The sequence below is a fragment of the Lactobacillus amylovorus DSM 20531 genome (assembly GCF_002706375.1).
GTDB classification, from domain to species: Bacteria; Bacillota; Bacilli; order Lactobacillales; family Lactobacillaceae; genus Lactobacillus; species Lactobacillus amylovorus.
Genome location: NZ_CP017706.1, coordinates 581,913 through 602,246 on the forward strand (window position 1 = coordinate 581,913; position 20,334 = coordinate 602,246).

Below are 20,334 nucleotides of genomic sequence, written 5' to 3' on the forward strand. Positions count from 1 at the left end.
AACAAATGAAACGCTTTTTATTAGGAACAGTTTTTGGCGCTGCTTTTGGCTTTGTTTTTTCATGCATGAAGGACAGCGATGGCAATCGTCCTGGCAAACCATTGAAAGTTGAATTCGATGCCTTAAAACACGAAAGCAATCGTTTTGCTACTGCATTGCAAAATGCCAAGCAAGCTAGTCGTGAATTAAGCGAACAATTGCCTGCAGCACAACGCACTATTAGCGATATCAGTGATGATGTTGAAAAATATTCTAGACATATTCAACCTACAGTTGATCGCATGAAGCAAAAAGGCGAAGAGTTTAACAAAGATTTGAACTCATTTACTGGTTCAGACACTCAAGATGACGAAAAGGACTAAGAAAAATTAAAGAAAATTTGATTTTTCTGTGAATATTCGTTATTTAAAAACGATTTAGTCATTTTTATGGTATATTAGTTGACAGTTACTTATTTAAGGATGTGGAGATTTAATTATATGAAGAGTTATATGAAAAAAATTGCTGCAGTCGTAGCTGTAGCTGGTGTTGCATTATCAACTGCTGCTTGTTCTAACGGTGGTAGTAATTCTACTGTTGCTTCCTACAAGGGTGGTAAGATTACTCAACAACAATATTACGATGAAATGAAGAAGTCACAAGCTGGTAAATCAACTTTGGCTAACATGATTATCAACCGTGCTTTGGAACAACAATACGGCAAGTACGTTTCATCAAAGAAAGTTGACAAGCAATACAACAACTACAAGAAGCAATACGGCTCACAATTTAGTGCTGTTTTACAACAAAACGGTATGACTGCTTCAAGCTTCAAGGAAAACTTAAAGACTAACCTTCTTTCTGAACAAGCATTAAAGCACATTAAGAAGATTTCAAAGAAGCAAGAACAACAAGCTTGGAAGAGCTACCAACCTAAGGTAACTGTACAACACATTTTGGTTGCTAAGAAGTCAACTGCTCAAAGCATCATCAAGCAATTGAAGGATGGTAAGAGCTTTAAGAGCTTAGCTAAGAAGTACTCACTTGATACTGCTACTAAGAACAAAGCTGGTAAGCTTCCTGCATTTGACTCAACTGATAACACTCTTGACTCATCATTCAAGAACGCTGCATTTAAGCTTAAGACTGGTGAAGTAACTTCAGCCCCAGTTAAGTCACAATCTGGTTACCACGTAATTAAGATGATCAACCACCCAGCTAAGGGTAAGTTTGCTGATCACAAGAAGGCTATCGATGACGAAGTTTACGCATCAATGGCTCAAGACCAAGCAATTATGAAGGACGTTATCTCAACTGTTTTGAAACGTGCTGATGTTTCAATCAAGGATAACGACTTGAAGGACGTATTAGCATCATACGTTTCAACTACTAGCGCTACTAAGTAATAAATATTTAGTTAGTAAATCAGCAAAAAAAGAGGTTAACTTTTTTGAAGTTAACCTCTTTTTTCGTGCACTTTTTATTCCAAATGCTTAGCATTATCCAAAGCTTGATCATGTTTTGGACGATAATAACGCTTGCCATCTTGGCTAAGTAGCGGTTCAGTAAATGTCCCTCTGCCAGTGTGTTGTAATGCATTTGTTACTGCATAAACCATTGCATCCATATCATCGATGCGGTGCAAAATTTCTGCTTCAAGCAATGCTGGTAACTTTGGTGAACCATATTCAAAGCGGCCATGGTGGGACAAAACCATGTGTCTAAGCAAAAGCAAAGTTTCAGATTCTAGATCAATCTTTAAATCTTGTGCAGCCAGCATAATTTGTTCATCAATAAGTACTAAGTGACCAACCAAATTACCTTCTGTGGTGTATTGCGTTGCCGCTGGACCCGTTAGTTCCAAGACCTTGCCCATATCATGCAAAATGCATCCCGCATAAAGTAACGAACGATTAATTTGTTCGTAATTATCAGCCAGACCCTTGGCATCCTTAAGCATCGACAAAGTGTGAAAAGCAAGACCGCCACGCACAGCATGGTGATTGCTCTTTCCTGCGGGATAATCAAAGAAGCGTCTACCCCACTTTTTTAACAAATATTGGACAATCGTCTTCCAAGTTTTATTTTGAATCTGATCAACAAATTGATTAATTTCGGCATGCATATCATTAATCGGTTCTGGAGCTGACTTAACGAATTGATCTAACTCATAGCCTTCTTGTGGTCCAACCACCCTTAAACTATAAATGCGAATTTGAGGACGGCCTTGGTATTCTTCTCTTTTACCGTTCAATTCTACAATCGTACCTGTACTAAAGGTAGCCGCATCTTGATTGGTTGCATCCCAAAAGTTACCCCGAATCTCGCCTGATCCATCGCCAAATTGCATTGCTAAAAAGAGCTTATTTTTCTTATTCCGTCGCAATTGCGAATTCTTAATCAAAACGACGATATCCATTTCTTCGCCGTCATTATAATCTAAGAGTCGTTTAAGCATTTTGATTTCCTTTCGTAAAAGTTAAAGGCTGGATCCCTAATTTTTCGACTAGGTTTTCTTGCGCTGTAAAAATCAGCACTTGATTATTTTCACTAATCTTCTTCAATAATTGTTCAATATATTTGATGCGGTGATCATCAAAGTTAGCAAATGAATCATCGATTAAGATTGGCAAGTTGATTTCATCTTTAATTTGTTCGACAAAGGCTAACTTTAAAGCAAAGTAGAGTTGTTCAGCCGTACCGCGAGACAAGTACTTAACATCACGCTTTTTACCATCTTTTCTGATGACCGTTAATTTCTTGCCGAGTTCAAGATCAACATAACGTCCACCTGTAAGCAAAGCCAAATATTCTTTAGCTGCTTTGAGCATCTTTGGAAAACGTTCATTTGAAGCTAAATCAAGTGAGCGACCAATCCATTTAGCTGCAAGCAAGTTAGCCAAATATTCCTTACTACTGCTTTCAAAATTAGTTTCGGTATTGGCCAAATCCTGTTTCGCTTCAAATACTGCAGTTGAATCAGCCAAATTATTCAACTTAACCTGTACTTGTGCGTTTTGTTGTTGTAAATCGCTGACTTCATTATTAGCTGCAGCTATTTGATCATTCAATTCATGCAATTGCTGCTCTAATTCAGCTGGATTAGTCTTTGTCAATTGAGTTAAATCATCGTTTAAGCTCTTCTTAAGTGCTTCAACCTGCGTCCTAATTTTGGCTTGCTCTAATGAATCTTTGTACACAGCATCATAATCGGCCATATTTTTGACATTAGCTTGAGCAAACAAAGTTTGAAGTTGTAAACCCAATTCTTTCAAATCTTGCTGGTCTTGCTTTAAAGCAGACGAAATCGTCATTCTTCGTTGACCAATTTCTTGACTGTGGTCAATCTTTTCTTCCAGTTCATCAATTCCACTTAAAACGGAGCTAAAATCATCCTCAATTGGCTTTTTCAGCGTATTTTGCACATTTGCGGCTAATTGGGCGACTTCTTGATTAATCTGGCTCAGTTGTTCATTATTTGCCTTCTCAGCGTTTTCTTTTAAGTGATACTGGTTGGCATTAGCCACCAAATTATTAATATCCAAATTATCAGGATTCAAGCCATATTGTTGCCCAAATCCCTGGCGCTTTTGTGCGACCAGTTTTTGCTTTTCCAAAATAGCGGCATTTTGTTTATTGGCGTTATTGCCTTTAACGTAGCCTGCACCAAGAAAGATTAGGCCGGTAATTAAGGCGATCACGCCAACTGTCCCCATCATAACCAGTAAGATCAAACCAAGGACTGCTAGGACAGCACCAATCACATACCAGAGTTTATCATTGGAATTAGGAGCAGCTTCAACTCGATTTTCTTGTTTAGGCAAAGCTAAATAATCTGCTTGCAGCTGTTTGATTTGCTCTGGCGTCAAGTCTAGTACTTGCTTGGTATCAGGAGATAAAGCAAGAATTTGTTCTTTTTCTTGTTTGAGTTCATCAGCTTTTTGCAAACATGATTTGTATTCTGCTTGCCATTGAAGTAGTTGCGGCTTTTGTTGGACAAGCTTTTTGCTAGCTGACAAATCAGCCTGATTATTATCATCCAGATCAGCTAACTGCTCTTTCAAAGACTTAATCGTCTTTTGCAAATTGCGACCTTGCGCCATGATATCTTGCGCTTTTTGATAATTTTCACTATCAAACTGCATATCCTTAACTTGCTTTTGCAAATCTAGCAAAGTTTGGTAATTGCCTAATTCTTTTTGCAGGTCACACAACTCTTGCGCCCTTTTTTGCAGCTTTTCTAAAGCTTGTTGCTTACTCTTTAACTCGTCACTTTTAGCAGTTAAATCACGATCAAGTTCTTCATAATCACCAAACTCTGCTTGCGTTTGAGCCAGATTGTCACGATCGTCTTCCATTTGCTTAAGCAGACGATTTACTTCTGGCTTTTTACCCGTCTTCTTAAACAACTTGCCAGCTTCTTTTTCAAAGCCATCACGCATTTCAAGCAATTTACCACTATTGGCTGCACCCAAGTAATAAATACGTTCAAGCAAGTCTTCTTGACTCAAGCTGCTTACCTGACCCAGCATTTCTTGATTAAAGATAAAGCTGTCGGCATAAAACGAACCATCGATTTTTTGAATTTGATCGAAAAAGAGACTCTCGGGCACTACTTGCCCATCTTTTTTAACGGTTAAAATACCACGCTTAGTCTTATCGCCTTTGGCATACAAGCGCTCTAATTCATATTCGCCATCGTCCGCTTCAAAGACAAGACTGCCACCCATCGGACTCACATGAGCTAACGGCGTATAATCTTCAAAAAACGGAGACGAATTACTGCGCAAATGAAAGCCAAACATGATCTGCTTAATAAAAGCTACCGTCGTACTCTTTCCCGCCTCATTAGCACCAAAGAAGACGTTTATTTCTTTGCTAGGTAAATCAAAAGACTTGTCAGAAAACTGGCCAAAATTGATCATTTTAATTTGTTTCAGTCTCATCTTTAATTCCTTTCAATTTACTCATTAGCTTTACTTCGGTTAATTGCTTAACAGCCTCAATAAATTTAGGATCTTCTGCTAGTGCAGCTGCTTCTGGATCTTTTTTCTTCCAGTCGTTTACGATTTGATTGAACTCATCTACATCAAAAATTTCCGCCTTGGCTTTTTCAAAGGCCTTTTGATCATTCTCATTTAATTTCAAACTGGTATTGGTTTCATAACGAACGTCAACTAGCTGAGAAGCAAATGGCAAATTTTGCGAGATTGTCTGCCAAAAATCAGTATCTGCAGTCAGTTCTCGCTCTTCTTCAGTCAAATATTGTGCACCCTTGATGGTTAAACTAAAGTAAGTCTTTTGCTTAATTTGATTAAGGACTTCAATGATTTTTGTCTGCAAACCTGCTTTATCGATTTCACCTTCCAAATTGATTTCGACAGCTTGCCAAATAATTGGACTAGTTTGTTTAAACTCAATGCTTGTCTTCTTAGTTTGTTCATTGATCTCGCCAAGATAGCAACCTTTAGTGCCCATTTCGTTGATGTGACGCCCCTGAATGTTACCTGGATAAACAATCCATGGATTTTCTGACAAGTTATTGCGTGCGTGAATATGGCCTAAGGCAAAATAATCGTAATTAAGGTTCTGCACTTCACTAGTAGTAAATGGTGCATAAACATTATTAGTTTGTGTTTTTTCTTGTGCGTGCATTAAACCAAAAGTATAATTTTGTCCCTTTGCAGGAAAATCAGGTATCATGTCACGCGTAATATGGTTATTCAAATATGAAAAGCCGATTACATCGTAAGTAAAATCAGCTTTTGTCGCAAAAGTGGCTTTCTCCACTTTTTCACCATTACCCAATAATTTGAAATAAGGTGTTTCAGTAACTAGTAGATCTTCTTTTTTCATGTGGTCGTGGTTACCGAAAATCATCACCACTTGAATTTTTTGGTCAGTCAGCCTTTTTATCTGTTCGGCAAAAAATAGCTGCGCTCTTGGAGATGGCGTGTTGCTATCAAAAGTATCTCCAGCGATTAAGACTAAATCAACATTTTGTTTTAAAGCCAAATCAACAATTCTCGTTAATGATTGATCGGCCGCTTGATATATTTGGTTAAATTCCTTAGATGGCAAAAAAGATAGCCCACGAAATGGACTATCTAAATGCGCATCCGCAAAGTGAATAAATTTCATCGCAAATTCTAGTTTCTAAGGTCTTCATAAAGATCATTAATTGGCTTTGAGTAAGTCTTTTGGATGTCGTTAAGCAAGTCGTATAAAGCTTGTTCTGACTTAAGCATGTTAACGATCAAATCGTTCTTTTGTACTTGGTCGTTCAAGTCCTTGTAAGCTTGTTGATCTTCAGCAGCAAGAGGTTGACCAGCTTGTTGAGCACGCAAAATCTTAGCTTGAAGTTCATCCATCTTCTTGAACATAGCTGAGCTTTCGTCGTTTTCTTCTACATCCTTAATAGCCTTTTGTAAAGCCTTGTATTGATCAGTTTGTGTTAAATCTTCTGCTAATTTGTTAGCTGAATCGTAAACGTTAACCATCATGGTCCTCCTAAATTTTATTGGCCAAATAAGCCTTTCACACTATTATACCATTCATTAATCTTCTGTCCTGCAGAACCTATACCATCTTGAATTTTTTGCCCTAATCCGCCGGTCCAATCAAAGTTTGAACCATTATCTTTCACAATCTGGTTAGGTGCTTTTTCGGTAAATTGAGTCTGAGCGGTATACGGCAGAATGCCTTCCATTTCGGCTTTATATAGTCTAGTAATTCCTGTTTCGGAAATTCCTTGCATATAATGCTGCCTACTGGTTCGGTCAAAACCAACCCAAGTTGCGACAACGATGTCAGGAGTATAACCAACAATCCACTGGTCCTTAGTACCAAAACCATATGAGTTAGGCACTTCAGTTGAACCAGTTTTACCAGCAACACGGTAGCCACTTGGTTGAGCAGATTGACCTGTACCGTTAGTAAATACGCCCAGCATCATCGTAGTCATTTCTTTTGCCGTATTTTCAGAAATAATACGGTGTGTGCCCGGATTGCCATTTTCTGCTAAAACATTACCACTGGCATCTGTAATTCTAGTAATAAAGTAAGAATTGTTAGGCAAATTACCCTTATTGGCAAAGGCAGAATATGCGTGGGCCATTTGTAATGGTGATACACCAGATGAAAGACCACCAAGGGCTAAAGCAAGATTGCGATCGCTCTTTGGCACCTTAATACCAAAGTTTTCAACAGATTGAACACCCTTGTTAACCCCAATCTTATCAAGCAGCCATACAGCAGGTACATTCTTACTTTGAGCTAAGGCTTGGTACATTGGAATCTTATCAGAGTAGGCATTATCAACGTTGTGTGGCTCATAACCGTTCTTACCAAATTTCTGCAGTTTGTTGGAAAGCTCTGAATCATAATGATAACCATCTTGAAGAGCTGGTGCGTAAACAGCAAGCGGCTTGATCGATGAACCAGGCTGACGCTTCATTTGCGTTGCACGGTTGTAGCCACGGAAGACGTGTTGTCCACGTCCCCCAACAACTGCACGTACGGCACCAGTATTAGGATCCATTGCCACACTGGCACCTTGGGCTTCGGTACCATCTGAACCATTTTGTGGGAAAAGCCAGCTTTGTTCAAAGGTATCTTGCATCTTGCTTTGGTAATTTTGGTTAAGGGTAGTGTAAATCTTGAGGCCCTTATTCATTACCTGCTCTTCTGTTAAGCCGTACTTACTAATTGCTTCATCTACAACAGCATCAAAGAAGTATGGGTAACGGTAGCCATCCTTATTCTTAAAGGTATTCTTTAAAGTTAAGCCCTCTTTTGAATAAGCTTTGGCTTGAGCTGAAGTAATTTTGCCATTATCAGCCATTAAGCTCAAAACCAAATTACGACGTGACAGTGCATTAGCCATATGGTCTACAGGGTTGTAGAAACTAGGATTCCGCAGCATCCCTGCCAAAGTGGCAGCTTCACTGACAGTTACATCACTAGCATTTTTACCAAAATATCTACGACTAGCATCTTGCACGCCCCAGACACCGTTACCAAAATAGGCGTTATTCAAGTACATCGTCAAAATGTCTTTTTTGGAATAAACATGGTTGATCTCAATTGCAAAGAACAATTCTTCCAATTTTCGTGAAAAGGTCTGCTGCTGAGTAAGTAGTGAGTTCTTAGCCAGCTGCTGCGTTAATGTGGAACCACCACCGGTAACTTGACCGTGGTGAATAACCAAACTAACGGCGGCACGAACCATACCTTTAACACTAAAACCAGGGTTCGTCCAAAAAGTACGGTCTTCTGTTGAAATGACCGCATTTTGAATATTTGGCGAAATTTTATCATATTCTACAAACGAACCCTTTTGCGAATATAAGGAACCTGCTTTTTTGCCCTTATAATCGTAAATAGTTGTTGTAGTTGAAAGTGACGCCTTTAAATTCGAGATGTTCGAAGTTTTAACTTTAATTGTATAATATGTACAAGTTAAAAGTATTAAAGTGAGTAGGATTAAAATAATCCAGCGTCCGATAAAGAAGCGACTATCAAATCGATGCCATGCATCCTTAAAGCCACTTCTTTTTGGTTGGTCATTATTCATTAAGTACATTGCTCCTTTTTAGAAACAAGAAAATTGTATCATAATTACTAAAACACATGTTTAGAATTGAAGCAGACTTAGGAAATATTTATGGTTTATAATTTTACACTTTTTTATCCAAAAAATCTTGATCCATTACCAGTTAGCGAGGTTCTGCGTAAATTACTTATCCCTAGAAAATGGCGCCATTATTTAAGAATCGAGCAAAATGTAACCATTAATGGTAAATACCGCTACTTCAATGAATTGGTTAAGCCAGGTGACAAAATTGATATCGTGCTTGATCAAATTGATTCAATGCAGCAAACTTACCCTGAAAGTAGACGAATGCCTGACGTTATCTACGAAGACGATAATTTATTGATCATTAATAAAAAGAAGGGGCAGAAAACTCACCCTAACTTAAATGAAACTGATACAGCATTGAATGATTGTGCTACTTATTTAGGTAGCAGTCCGTACATCGTACATCGACTCGATATGCTTACAGGCGGTCTGCTTTTGGTGGCTAAAAATCCGGCAGTTGTTCCTATTTTGAATCGAGAACTCACTACTAAAACTTTTCATCGTGAATATTTGGCTAAAGTTATTCATGCGGATAAATTAAAGAAAAACGGTACTATTGATCTTCCTATTGGTCAGGATCCTGATGATCAAAGAAAAAGAATGGCTCGCAGCGATGGTCTAAGGGCTGTAACCCACTATGAATTACTTAAAAAATATGATAACAATACTGCCCTAGTTAAATTAACGCTTGAAACAGGAAGAACTCACCAGATTCGAGTTCATTTATCAGCAATCGGTTGTCCGATCGTTGGTGATCCTTTATACAATCCAGATTTTGCTGGAGAAAATCTAGCTCTTGATGCTTACGAAATTTCATTGATTAAGCCGTTTTCTTTTGAAAAATTACAGGTTAAATTGCCTGCTGAAAAGATTGAGCTGTAAAAAAGAGATTGCAAGTGCAATCTCCTTTTCTTTTACTGTTCTTATTTATCGATATTATTTTATTTTTGATAATACAAAACATCAGGATCAAATGACTTTGTATCCTTAACGCCAGTGTACATCATCATTTCTGCCAATTGCTCATTCATTTGCTTGAGCTTATCTTCTACTGCCTTAGTACCGCTTTGAAGCAGTTCTGACAAGATTCCGCGGCCAATTAAGACAGCATCAGCACCCATGGCTAAAGCTTTATATGCATCATAACCTGTCATCAAAGAACCATCAACATAAATTTCCATGCCACTACCAACAAGTGCTTTTTTAATTTCAGGCAAAACTGCTAGAGGTGGAACACCAAAAGGTACGCGACCATGGTGGTGTGAAACTACAATTGCCTTGCATCCCGCTTGACGGGCCTTCAAAGCATCGGTCACAGACAACACGCCTTTAGCAATAAACGGTAGCTTGGTACTCTCTGCATAATGCTTTAAATCAGCCATTGTAATTGAACCTAAAGGGATACCGTCAACAACGTCATATTTGCCGTTTTTTCCGGCAATATGGTCGATGTCGATACCTACGGCAACGGCACCATGATCTTCCGCAAATTTAATTTCATCTAAAATCTTGTGATGATCAGCAAAAGGCTTGATAATGCGAATTGTGTCCCCGCCTTGACTGACAATTTCACCATATTCTTCGTTGGTTTCCATACCAATCCAGTTAAGCAAATCCATGTTGCGAGCGGCAACTGCTTTTTCTTGCATTGGTTTTCTCGTTTTATCGCTCAATACTTTATTTAAGTGTGAAACGGCAGCTGGCATCAATGGTGAAGCATACTTTCTACCTAAAATTGTTGTAGTTAAATCAGGCTCAACTGAATCGATCACACGCATCTTTACCAAAATGTTGTCTAAAAAGACACGGTTATGGACATTAGCATCGTCGGCTTTACCACTGGTTACTGGGATCATACCCTTTGGACCAGGCCATGGACTAGTGGCTTCTTCTTTTTTAGATTCTTCATGTTCTAACATCGAAGAACCCGAACTAGCATCAATAGTTTCGGAAGCGCCAGTTACTACATCATTTTTATTTTCTTCGCTCATTCTTTACGCCTTTTCTAAAAAATTCCTTACTAATTATTCTACTAGAAAAAACAAAAAAGTAAGAAAGATCTGTTTTTGAGCAAAATATTTGCAATTTTCAAAATAATCATATCTATTTTCTCAATATAGTGTATAATTCAATCTTGTGTGTATTTTTCACTTATTTTTTTAGAGGAGTAAAAAGTATCTATTATGGAACATACTTGGATGATAAAGTATTTGGCCGAATTTTTCGGTACGATTATTTTAGTAGTTTTAGGTAACGGTTCAGTTGCCAACTCAGTATTGCGTGATACTGGAGGTAATAGCCGCGATGGACAAGCCAATGGTGGGTGGCTTTTAATCGCATTTGGCTTTGGTTTTGGTGTCATGCTTCCTGCGATGTTATTCGGTTCAATTTCAGGTAACCACTTGAATCCGGCCGTAACCCTTGCACAAGCATGTGCAGGTGCATTCCCTTGGGATCAAGTTCTACCATATATCTTGGTTCAAATGCTTGGTGCAATCGTAGGTCAACTTATATTAGTGGCTGTTTACTGGCCATACATTAAGAGAACTGCTAGTGATGACGCTGTTTTTGCCAGCTTTGCGACTGGTGATACTGCCAACAGTAAGTTAAACGGTTTTATCACTATTTGTTGGTACAGCAATTCTTTTGTTTGTAGCCGTTGGTTTATACCGTGGCATGTTCTTCAAGCAATCAGAAGATATTGCCAACCTCGGTGTTGGTTTCTTAATCACCGCATTGGTTATGGCTGTTGGTGGTCCTACCGGTCCTGCATTAAACCCTGCAAGAGACTTAGGTCCACGTATCGTTTATGCACTTTGCCCATTGCCTCATAAGGGTTCTGCTCACTGGGACTACGGTTGGGTACCAGTAGTTGCTCCAATTGCTGGTGGTATCTGCGGTGCATTGTTATACAAGATTGCATTTGGATTATAGAAAAACAAAAGATCGATGATCTTCGTTAAAAAACGTTGATCATCGATCTTTTTTGATATTATTTCAAAATTCAAACAAGCGGTGGTTAATGATAATTCTAAATTCACGATCTTCTTCATCAGCTAAACAACTAGCGACTAATGGTTCATAGCCTCTCTTTTCCTCATCAAACTGATTTCTTTCGGCATCTAGATCTTTAAAGACTTCATCGGGTAACTTATCAACTGGAATTTTGGCTGCTTTTGCTAATTCATCAAAGCTAACTACTACTCCATCTTGTAAAACATCATCATCTTTGCTTTCATTGTATTTCTTTACCAAGAGCTTCATGATGGCCAAAGTTTCTGGTCTTAAGTAATTCAAGGAATCAAAATCAATTACATAATCGTCCATTGCATTTCCCATCCTTTCGTGAAAAATCATTTTTCTCACTTTCAGTATGATGTCCTTTTTGAAAATACCCAAACAACATGACTTAAGATTTTTATATCATTCCACGCTACAACCCCATAAAGATAGTAATAATCAGCAAATCAGCACTACCGCCAAGGCTATAATTCTTTTCTTTAAAAATACGATTTAACTCTAACATGAATTGCTCGCCAGCTTGAGCGCTTCTAAGACTTGCTTGATCGCACTCATTGTTCCAGAAACCGTGTTCTGCGTTTCCGAATTTTGATTAGAAATATAAAAACCGAATCATTCTCTGAATGAACCTGTGCCACCAGCTTTTTTCACTTCTGGCCTGCTTAAGCCAACTACAACACCCATGCCATAGTCTTATGGATAACATTCCTGCATCTGCTTAGCTCTAACATCTTCTTTATTAATGACACCAGCTGCATAAGCTGCTGCAAATATGCCTAAAGAATGTCCTGCAACTAAAGTCGGCTGCCAGCCTAACTTTTTTAATTGATCTACTTGATCAATCTGTAAAAGCAAAATACTCAGCTGAATTTGAACTGAATCTTGATAGCCTTCAGCAGTATCCAGCAGCTTAACTTTGGTCCATTTTTCTACTTGCTCTTTTAATTGAGGATTGACTTGGTCAAGCATGCCCGGATTTTGACCACCTTGACCTGGAAATAACCACAAGTTTCGCAAAATAATCACCTCTTTGGATCTCACATTTTTTTAGTTTAAAACGTTTGGATGACAATTTATAATATATAAATAGAATAATGCTTAACCAAATAGTTATGAATCGAGTAAGCAAAATGAATTTAACTACATTAAAATACTTTATTTCGGTGGCTTCTCTGGGGTCAATCACCGAAGTAGCTAAAGAAGCCTGTGTCAGTCAATCTGCCGTTAGCAAAACTATTAAACAATTGGAAGAAGAAATCGGGGTAGAATTATTCGACCGTGAAGGCAGAACCATCAAACTAAACCAACAAGGTAAACTTTTTTATTCTTATATTTCTGATAGTTTGAATTTGCTTGATCGTGGTATTAAGGCGGTACAAGGCTCAAATCAGAGTCCCTTGAACGTTTTATTTACCGTTACTTCACCTCTCATTTCTAAAATAATCTTGCGCATGCAAGAAGTTCTGCCAAATATCAGCTTAAACATTCACCAGAAAAATAGTTTTGCCAAGGATTTAGAACAATTCGATTTTATTATTTCTACTGCCAAGATTCCTAACTTTAACAGCATCCCCATCACTACTGAGAAATTGCTGATTGGTGCAAAAAAAGGTATTCTTCCTAACAAGGATTTCATTGAACTTAAAGAATTAGAAAAATATATCTTCGTTGGTCTTGATAAAAAAAGAGCTGCAACAAACTATCGATCAATTTTTAAATGCTCACAAAATCAAACTCAATTATCAATATCAATCCGATGAACCGGCAACGGTGCGACAATTGATTGCTAACGGCATTGGGATCGGTTTTATCCCTACTATTAGTTGGCGGGATTTTGAAACTCAAAATATTACCAAGGCTCATATTTATCCGGAAGCACCCCAGCGCACAATTTATTTAAACTCACCCCACCATAATTTGAGCAATGCACAGCGTCTTTTTAGCAACGAAATTGCCAACGTCTCCTTACAAGAACGGGATGCCGCAACAAGATAATTTTTAATTTAAGCCATTGCTTTTTTAAAAAAATACCTTTAAATTAAACTTGAACTTCTTTTGGATCTCACAATTCAAAAGAAAAGAGAGATTTTCATGAAAAAATATCAGTTTAATAGCGTTAACACGGCTGATATTGGCGATTATTTGAAGGTTTTCGCTTGTACGGCTGTAATATCGCAGCCAATTATGTCGATGATCATGGGAGCAGGCCAGTCCATGCATGTGCAAGACATTTTTGGTGTTTTCTATAATTTAGTTAAATATACGGCGCCAGCCTTTATCTTTGGTATTTTGTACACTACCATTCGGACTAATGATGAAAAAGGCAGCTTCTCATATGCCAAGCATATGCGGGCTAATTGGTCTAACCTTTTTTTGCCGACTATTTGGTGGACATTGATTTACCTTTTTGGGATGCCGTGGGTGCAACAAGTCAATCATTTTAATAGCATCGGTTCATTTTGCTGGCAATTCATTAATGGTAATGCGGCGCCGCATCTTTGGTACAACACGATGATGCTGCAATTCATTATCCTAATGTCGCTATTTTGGGTGCTAAGCCGCTTCGTCGGCCATAACTTGACGCGCGGAATCTGGATTGCAATCATTACTTTTGTCCTCTACTTCGCCTGGCTATGGTTCTACGACTACTACATTTTCCACGGCGTGCATGAACATGATTGGTATCTGCTTGATCGCGTGTTCATTTCATTCTTTATCTACGGTGTTTATGGTGTACTAGCTTGGCAACTGCGAAGTTATTATAATCAATTAGTTACTAAGTTATGGTGGCTGATTTCAATTTTATTCATTGGATGCTTCATTTGGACTAATATTGAATTACAAAAATTTGGTCATCCTATCAACTTTAACAATGCTCCATATTACAAGCCATCAATGACCTTGTACTGTTTGACAGTTATTGCACTAATCTCTGCATTTTGCTTGCACCAAGTTAGAAAAAATTCACAGACTAGCTTAAATGTCTTTCACTTTTTAGCTACCTATGCTTATCGAGCATATTTATCCAATGTCTTTTGGAATCAACTAGTTTGGCGCGGCCTCAACATGCAATATCACGCAATCTATCATCCAGTCTTGACTTTGTTTGATACATGGATTTTAACGTGGATCTTATCTTTCACTTCCGCATATTGCTTGCATGTTTGGTGGATGAAAGCTAAAAGTTTAATTTTAAGATAAAAAAGAAGTTACTCACACCGAGTAACTTTCTTTATTTTAATCTTGGATTTTGTATGATTTTATTTGAAGTTTACGATAATTAAGCTTTTTTAGCACTCTTTTGCTCTTCAGCAACAGCCTTATTATCAGCAATTTTGAAGAATGGGAACCAAATCAAAGTACTTAAGACTACTACTACCATAGCGATGATAAAGAATGGAATACCACCTGAGAAGAATGCTTGAACAACACCAGGCATAGTCCATGGCAATTGAATAAATGGATTTACTGTAGCATGGAATAAATCAATTAATCCCCAACTTACCAGACCATTAATGATAGGTTCAAATAGCATCGGCAAGAAGAAAACAGGGTTCAACATAATTGGCATTCCGAATATCAATGGTTCATTAATATTGAACAATGCTGGTACCCCAGCCAATTTTAACATTTGTTTATATCGATCAGATTTTGCTTTAAACATAGAAATAATTAAACCTATTGTGGCACCTTGACCACCGAAAGCACTGTTTAAAATCATAGAAAGCATTGACATCGTGACGTATGGCATTGGCTGTCCTGCCTTAAAGGCATTCTGATTAACAATACCGTTAGCAATGATAATTGGCATTACAATACCATAAACCATATTTGGGTGAATACCAAAGAACCATAAAACATTAGCTAAGGTGTAAATAGCAATAATGCTAATTGGAGAAGCAGTAAATGTTTGCAGTGGTGCTTGAACCAATTTAGTAACACAATCAAAGATGTTACCAAATGCAGTATAACTAAATGCTCCTCTAATTAAAGTCATTAATACCAAAATAATTCCGGCAATTAATGATGGCTGAAGTGAAGCTGCAACATTAGGTGGAACACTGTCAGGTAATTTAATTACAATATTCTTTTTGTTAAGGAATACGTAAAGCATCCCAACAACCCAGCCAACAAGGATAGCAACAACCATACCAGATGAACCAAGGTAATTAGTACCAAAGGCTGTTACCTGAGTCAACTTAGCATGTGTACCAAATGCTCTAGCCATATAATCTTGTGGAGCTAAAATCATAAAACTTGATGCAGCAAGTAATCCCGCTGGCAATGGATTATATTTACACTTTTCTGCATAAACATAAGCAAAGTTAAATACAACAAAGAGTGACAATACATTCATAGTTGCATTTTGTGCAGCGTTAAATTGAGTTGCCCAACCTATCTTTTGTAAAAAGTTAGTCCAAGCTGGGATTGGAAAATTACCAATTAAAAGAACGAAGGCACCACCTAAAGTAATTGGAGTTACTTTCATAAAGGCATCAGCTAATGATGAGAAAAATAGACTTGCTAATGATACTGACAATAAACCTAAAATTCCAAGCTTATTATCCTTTTCGCCAGTTTGTGGCAATTCTTCCCTAAAGGCAAAAGCATGAAAGATAAGTCAGCTGATTATGTTCAACAGGCACCAATGCCATTAACCACAAACATCGTCGAATCCTTCAATATCACACAGCAGAAGAACTCTTCAAGCAATATATTTCTTCATAGCCTAACTGTTGCACTTAATTTGACAATTCAGGTATAAGTTCATTATACTGTTTGTCGACTAGCGTTCACAAAAAATAAAGCTCAGTCATTCGCTGAGCTTTACTACGTAATATCTTAATTTTACAAGCCAAATAATAACAAGTTCTTTCCTTCTACATTCATGGAGCCATCCTTCTTTAGTTGATTCAATGAACGTAAAACGAAATCTCTTTGACTGCCACGTAACTTCTTAGCAGCTTTCATTGCAGCGCTAAAGTCGCGTTTGTTGTTTGCCTTCTTCAGGCTGGTGTTTAGTCTATTAGCAATTCTCTTGAGTGGCTTAGTCACGCCTTGCATAGACTTGCTGTTCAAGTAGTAGTATTGCAAGAAGGCTTGAGTAGTCCAAGTTGAATACTTTTTATCCTTTGAAGCGACCAAGTATACTGGAGCACCAGCGCCGCGACCTTTTACATTAAGAACCTTTTCAATTCTAAACTTAACCTTTTGTACTTTCTTAGGACTGATAGTCTTAGCACCTTTAGCCGGGGTTACATTCTTAACCAATTTGTTGTAGTTAGCTTTGCCAACGTAGATTGGGGATGCATCACGATCGTTAAGAACACGCATGATATAGCCTTCTTTGGTAAAGTTAGCCTTGTTTTGAACTGCTACTACAGGAGCAGTCTTGCTAGTTGCAGCATTTACTGATACAGGTACAACAGCCAATGCACTAGCAGTACCAGCTACTAATAATGCACTCGTTACTAATTTTTGAAATTTCATTTTAAACACAACCTTTTTTGCTGTTTAAATTAGTTTTTAATACCAATTGTGTGCCATCCAAAATCTCTTTGCTGCAGTCCATGAGCCATAACGACCTTTAACATATCTATCAGCAGTACGTTCTTGATTGGCTACACTGTAATCACCATGTAAGTATGACACATCTAATTGAAAACGTCCATAGTATCTGCCTCTTCTAGCAATCCACAACTTAGCTGAACGTTCGCTTGCAGATAATCTACCGTAGTACTTTTGATATTGTGCACTAGAAATTCCACTATGTGCAGTATAGAGTGCTGTAAACAAAAGTGATAAATCTTCATTTTCTTTTCCCTCATAAAATCAACTTATATTTGACATTCATAAGTTACTCAACTACCTCTTCGTAACTTACATAAATTATGATAGCACGGTACTATTCCATTCGAGCTTTCTGTCATAAGCAGCTTATTGCGATACAAATTCAATTCATCAATTAAAATATGATACTAAAACATCACAAATATGAATTAAAATGGTCAAATTTACACACATTGGCTAATTTTTAAGATTGGATTTTATCATATAAATGTTGCATTCTTTTATACGCCGATTGTGAAAAATCAACAGTATCACCGTTTACAAACGTTACTTTGTACTTCGGCAAATCAATTAATTTTATATTTTTAGGATTGGCTAAACAAGATTGACTAATCTTTACTAAAGCCGCAGACTCCTTAGCATATTGATTGATACTGCCAAAGAATTGATTTTCGCCTCTTACATTCACCATAATTAGCTTATGTGGTGTTTTGGTGGTCGAAATATAAATAATATCATCAATATCTACGTTTCTCACTTGTCTTCCCACTTTATAATGAAAAGTTAGCTTTTCTGTATAATCAAAATTCTCAATATTTGAAATAGAAATTTCTAACGTAGCAACAAGCCGCTGTTTAAATCTATCATAATCTTCCTTATTTCTCGGTTTTACAATATAGTCAACAGGACCAAGTCTTCTCTCAAAAGAAATCAAAGATAAGTCGGCATGCGTCGTAATAAAGATAATCTGTGCTCTCTTGTCTTGGTTCTTAATCAATTCTGCTAAATCAAAACCATTATTTTGACCGATCTCTTTACCAAGTTCTATATCTAATAGATAAACACCTCCAGTATAGATATTATCTTTCAAAAACTTCTTTGCGTCTGCAAAAGTAGTTGTAAACGCCACATCAAATTCAATAGCATGCTCATCAGAAAGAATTTCTTCAGCTTTTCCAATCATTTTGACTATATCATTTACTTGCATTTGATCATCATCACAAATGAATACTGGATATTTCATTCTATTCCTCCTTCGTTATCTGGCATAATTTCTAACTCAAAATTGAACCAGCCATTCTCAATTCCATAATTCACAAGCATATATTCTTCATACTTTAACTCTATTTGTTTAACATTGGCTAATCCAATACCAGTATGATGTTTTTTAGTAGAATAACCATCTTTACTTAGGATATCAGAAGCCAAGCTAGTATCTGCTGCTATTCGATTTCGAATTCGAAATTCAAAATTGCCATCTTCTTGATAGTACATAGCATCAACTTTAGCAATATCAGTATTACCAGTTTGCTTAATCAAACTTTGGCTCTCTTCAATCGCATTATCGAATGTAATCCCAATAATCCGTACTATATCAAAAATATTTACTGACTTTGGGATATTATAAATTTCCACATCACAACCAAAACTATAAGGAATTTCTTCATTATAGAGCTTAGCTAACTTAGTAATTACAATACTCTTTAATTCTTCAACATGAATATGATTAACACCTTTATATTTACGAAGTGCTTTTTCATCAATCTGAGTATCAGTATATTCTGCCAGCTGTTTTACAACAGACTCACTATCCCCTTTTTCTGCACTAATTTTCAAACTATTTAAAAGATTCTCATAATCATGCTTAAAATGACGGAGTTCATCTTCATTTTTATCAAGATAATTAGAATATTCTTTTAGTTGAGCATTTTCTATCTGTAGCTGTTGCCCTTTTAATGCTAGTTCTCTATTTCTAATTTCTGTATTTTCTCTCTTTGTTTCTGTTAATTTTAACTGCAGTTTTTGTTGTTCTTGTTCTTGTCTAGTCAATAAATCCTTTTGAATATGTACCATTCCAGCATAAACAAGAATTGCAAAAAAAGTTTGCAACACTAATAAACCCAAAGAAATTTGAATAACTTCTACAGCCCTTCGATCACTAGATAAATAATAATTCACCAGTTCAATTGAAACATACAAATATATAATAATTCCTAAAAATATTGAACTATTGATATCTGTAAGAAACTCCCTGATCCTTTCATTGTATCTATACAAAGCAAGTAGTACTACGATATCTATTAGAATATCCCACAGATATATTTGACTTTCTGAATCGAATAACAAAAAAAGTGAATTTATTAACCTTTCACTCACCATAAAAATAAGATCAACTAAACTAAAAATTATAGCTGACCCTAAAACAAGTTTCTTATTTTTCTTTCTAACTATTCCAAAATAGATATATAATCCCACAATTTCACATATCGTTGTTATTAAATAAAAACTATTAAAAAATATGGAACTTACTATACTTATAAGAATTATTAATCCAGTAAACAAGCTTAAAAAAGTTTTATCTTTTTTATTACGTGCGGAAAGAGATATTCTATCAAAAATTAAAATATCAAAAGTAACAGAAATAATAATAAATATAGTTTGCAGTATTATCTCAAACATTAAATTGGACATTTTTATCTCTTTCCATGTCTTCTCCATTTGTTATATAAAACATGCCACCAATTTGTGGTTCCTGGTATTTCTCTAGTGAAATTCACAAAAGGACTAGCATTTTCATTACTTCCAACAACATTTTCTCCCAGCTTTACATTCTGCTCACTAATCACAGCAGTAGCATATTGTTCACTCACATTTCCATCAGATGCAGCATTTGCTTGTTTAGGCATAGCCACAAATATTGCTACAACTCCTGCAAACATTAACAAACCTATCCAAATTTTTTTCAATTTCATTGTTTATACCTCTTTCATCAATAATCATAATTCGGAGATATAATATCATATTATCCCTCATTTTTAGCAACTCGTCATATTTCCCCGCCTTGGATATCAAATTTGCTTCCAAAAAAGCAGGATAGTCTCTCCTATCCTGCTCAACGAAAC

20 protein-coding genes and 3 pseudogenes are annotated in these 20,334 nt (G+C 36.7%); 8 read left to right on the forward strand and 15 right to left on the reverse strand.

Translation table 11 applies throughout. The features are described from left to right. Positions 1-5: 5 nt before the first annotated feature. Positions 6-362 carry a hypothetical protein gene (locus tag LA20531_RS02935; protein ID WP_056939814.1) on the forward strand — a complete coding sequence of 119 codons (357 nt, stop codon included), beginning with the start codon at positions 6-8 and terminating at the stop codon, positions 360-362. A gap of 117 nt (positions 363-479) precedes the next feature. Further along, positions 480-1,385: a peptidylprolyl isomerase PrsA gene (locus LA20531_RS02940; RefSeq protein WP_056939813.1), complete on the forward strand. Its 906-nt coding sequence runs from the start codon at positions 480-482 to the stop codon at positions 1,383-1,385. Between the two features lie 74 nt (positions 1,386-1,459). On the opposite strand, the gene LA20531_RS02945 is transcribed toward LA20531_RS02940, so the two are convergent. From LA20531_RS02945 to LA20531_RS02965, 5 genes are read right to left on the reverse strand one after another with little or no spacing between them, the layout of a single operon-like run. Continuing rightward, positions 1,460-2,437, reverse strand: coding sequence for a 3'-5' exoribonuclease YhaM family protein (locus LA20531_RS02945; protein ID WP_056939812.1), 978 nt, complete (start codon positions 2,435-2,437; stop codon positions 1,460-1,462). Next, positions 2,430-4,925, reverse strand: a complete 2,496-nt coding sequence (locus LA20531_RS02950; RefSeq protein WP_056939811.1) for an ATP-binding protein — start codon at positions 4,923-4,925, stop codon at positions 2,430-2,432. Before LA20531_RS02950 ends, LA20531_RS02945 begins: the two co-directional genes overlap by 8 nt. After that, the gene (locus LA20531_RS02955; RefSeq protein WP_056939810.1) at positions 4,906-6,120 is read right to left on the reverse strand and encodes a metallophosphoesterase family protein; all 1,215 of its coding nucleotides are present in this window, start codon (positions 6,118-6,120) and stop codon (positions 4,906-4,908) included. The genes LA20531_RS02950 and LA20531_RS02955 overlap by 20 nt, the downstream gene beginning before the upstream one ends. Positions 6,121-6,128: 8 nt before the next feature. Further along, positions 6,129-6,479, reverse strand: coding sequence for a YlbF/YmcA family competence regulator (locus LA20531_RS02960; protein ID WP_013438472.1), 351 nt, complete (start codon positions 6,477-6,479; stop codon positions 6,129-6,131). A gap of 17 nt (positions 6,480-6,496) precedes the next feature. Next, complete coding sequence (locus tag LA20531_RS02965) at positions 6,497-8,554, reverse strand: PBP1A family penicillin-binding protein (protein WP_056939809.1); 2,058 nt, start codon at positions 8,552-8,554, stop codon at positions 6,497-6,499. Positions 8,555-8,644: 90 nt separating this feature from the next. Here LA20531_RS02965 and LA20531_RS02970 point away from each other — a divergent pair, with 90 nt between their 5' ends. Then, positions 8,645-9,502 carry an RluA family pseudouridine synthase gene (locus LA20531_RS02970; RefSeq protein WP_056939808.1) on the forward strand — a complete coding sequence of 286 codons (858 nt, stop codon included), beginning with the start codon at positions 8,645-8,647 and terminating at the stop codon, positions 9,500-9,502. A 59-nt stretch (positions 9,503-9,561) separates the two neighbouring features. Here the strand turns inward: LA20531_RS02970 and LA20531_RS02975 are convergent, their stop codons facing one another. Further along, positions 9,562-10,611, reverse strand: coding sequence for an alpha-hydroxy-acid oxidizing protein (locus LA20531_RS02975; RefSeq protein ID WP_056939807.1), 1,050 nt, complete (start codon positions 10,609-10,611; stop codon positions 9,562-9,564). 192 nt (positions 10,612-10,803) lie between these two features. On the opposite strand from LA20531_RS02975, the pseudogene LA20531_RS02980 reads away from it, so the two are divergent. Next, positions 10,804-11,554 (forward strand): annotated as a pseudogene (locus LA20531_RS02980) (MIP/aquaporin family protein). Positions 11,555-11,617: 63 nt separating this feature from the next. On the opposite strand, the gene LA20531_RS02985 reads toward LA20531_RS02980, so the two are convergent. From LA20531_RS02985 to LA20531_RS02995, 3 genes and pseudogenes are all read right to left on the reverse strand, one after another. After that, entirely contained in the window at positions 11,618-11,947 is a 330-nt protein-coding gene (locus LA20531_RS02985; protein ID WP_013086716.1) for a hypothetical protein, read from the reverse strand. A gap of 106 nt (positions 11,948-12,053) precedes the next feature. Further along, a pseudogene (locus LA20531_RS02990) lies at positions 12,054-12,167 on the reverse strand (triphosphoribosyl-dephospho-CoA synthase); the annotation flags it as partial. A gap of 167 nt (positions 12,168-12,334) precedes the next feature. After that, positions 12,335-12,658, reverse strand: a complete 324-nt coding sequence (locus tag LA20531_RS02995; RefSeq protein WP_056939806.1) for an acyltransferase domain-containing protein — start codon at positions 12,656-12,658, stop codon at positions 12,335-12,337. Between the two features lie 113 nt (positions 12,659-12,771). Here LA20531_RS02995 and LA20531_RS03000 point away from each other — a divergent pair, with 113 nt between their 5' ends. The 3 genes from LA20531_RS03000 to LA20531_RS03005 all read left to right on the forward strand — a co-directional run bounded on the left by LA20531_RS03000 (position 12,772) and on the right by LA20531_RS03005 (position 14,842). Further along, entirely contained in the window at positions 12,772-13,401 is a 630-nt protein-coding gene (locus LA20531_RS03000; RefSeq protein WP_236943784.1) for a LysR family transcriptional regulator, read from the forward strand. Beyond that, on the forward strand, positions 13,316-13,636 hold the full coding sequence (locus tag LA20531_RS11510; protein WP_236704141.1) for a LysR family transcriptional regulator substrate-binding protein: 321 nt from the start codon (positions 13,316-13,318) through the stop codon (positions 13,634-13,636). Before LA20531_RS03000 ends, LA20531_RS11510 begins: the two co-directional genes overlap by 86 nt. Before the next feature lie 96 nt (positions 13,637-13,732). Further along, complete coding sequence (locus LA20531_RS03005; RefSeq protein WP_056939805.1) at positions 13,733-14,842, forward strand: acyltransferase family protein; 1,110 nt, start codon at positions 13,733-13,735, stop codon at positions 14,840-14,842. A gap of 79 nt (positions 14,843-14,921) precedes the next feature. On the opposite strand, the gene LA20531_RS03010 is transcribed toward LA20531_RS03005, so the two are convergent. Beyond that, positions 14,922-16,229, reverse strand: a complete 1,308-nt coding sequence (locus LA20531_RS03010) for a PTS sugar transporter subunit IIC (RefSeq protein ID WP_082589006.1) — start codon at positions 16,227-16,229, stop codon at positions 14,922-14,924. Here LA20531_RS03010 and LA20531_RS03015 point away from each other — a divergent pair. Next, positions 16,221-16,369, forward strand: a pseudogene (locus tag LA20531_RS03015) (IS30 family transposase); the annotation flags it as partial. The gene LA20531_RS03010 and the pseudogene LA20531_RS03015 overlap by 9 nt on opposite strands. A gap of 120 nt (positions 16,370-16,489) precedes the next feature. Here the strand turns inward: LA20531_RS03015 and LA20531_RS03020 are convergent. From LA20531_RS03020 to LA20531_RS03040, 5 genes are all read right to left on the reverse strand, one after another. Continuing rightward, the gene (locus tag LA20531_RS03020) at positions 16,490-17,131 is read right to left on the reverse strand and encodes a hypothetical protein (RefSeq protein ID WP_056939804.1); all 642 of its coding nucleotides are present in this window, start codon (positions 17,129-17,131) and stop codon (positions 16,490-16,492) included. A gap of 36 nt (positions 17,132-17,167) precedes the next feature. Next, positions 17,168-17,437, reverse strand: a complete 270-nt coding sequence (locus LA20531_RS03025; protein WP_056939803.1) for an aggregation-promoting factor C-terminal-like domain-containing protein — start codon at positions 17,435-17,437, stop codon at positions 17,168-17,170. Positions 17,438-17,675: 238 nt separating this feature from the next. After that, positions 17,676-18,455, reverse strand: a complete 780-nt coding sequence (locus tag LA20531_RS03030; protein WP_056939802.1) for a LytR/AlgR family response regulator transcription factor — start codon at positions 18,453-18,455, stop codon at positions 17,676-17,678. Continuing rightward, positions 18,452-19,930, reverse strand: coding sequence for a GHKL domain-containing protein (locus LA20531_RS11515; RefSeq protein ID WP_236704140.1), 1,479 nt, complete (start codon positions 19,928-19,930; stop codon positions 18,452-18,454). Before LA20531_RS11515 ends, LA20531_RS03030 begins: the two co-directional genes overlap by 4 nt. Next, positions 19,906-20,184 carry a hypothetical protein gene (locus LA20531_RS03040; protein WP_056939801.1) on the reverse strand — a complete coding sequence of 93 codons (279 nt, stop codon included), beginning with the start codon at positions 20,182-20,184 and terminating at the stop codon, positions 19,906-19,908. The genes LA20531_RS11515 and LA20531_RS03040 overlap by 25 nt, the downstream gene beginning before the upstream one ends. Between the last annotated feature and the right edge of the window lie 150 nt (positions 20,185-20,334).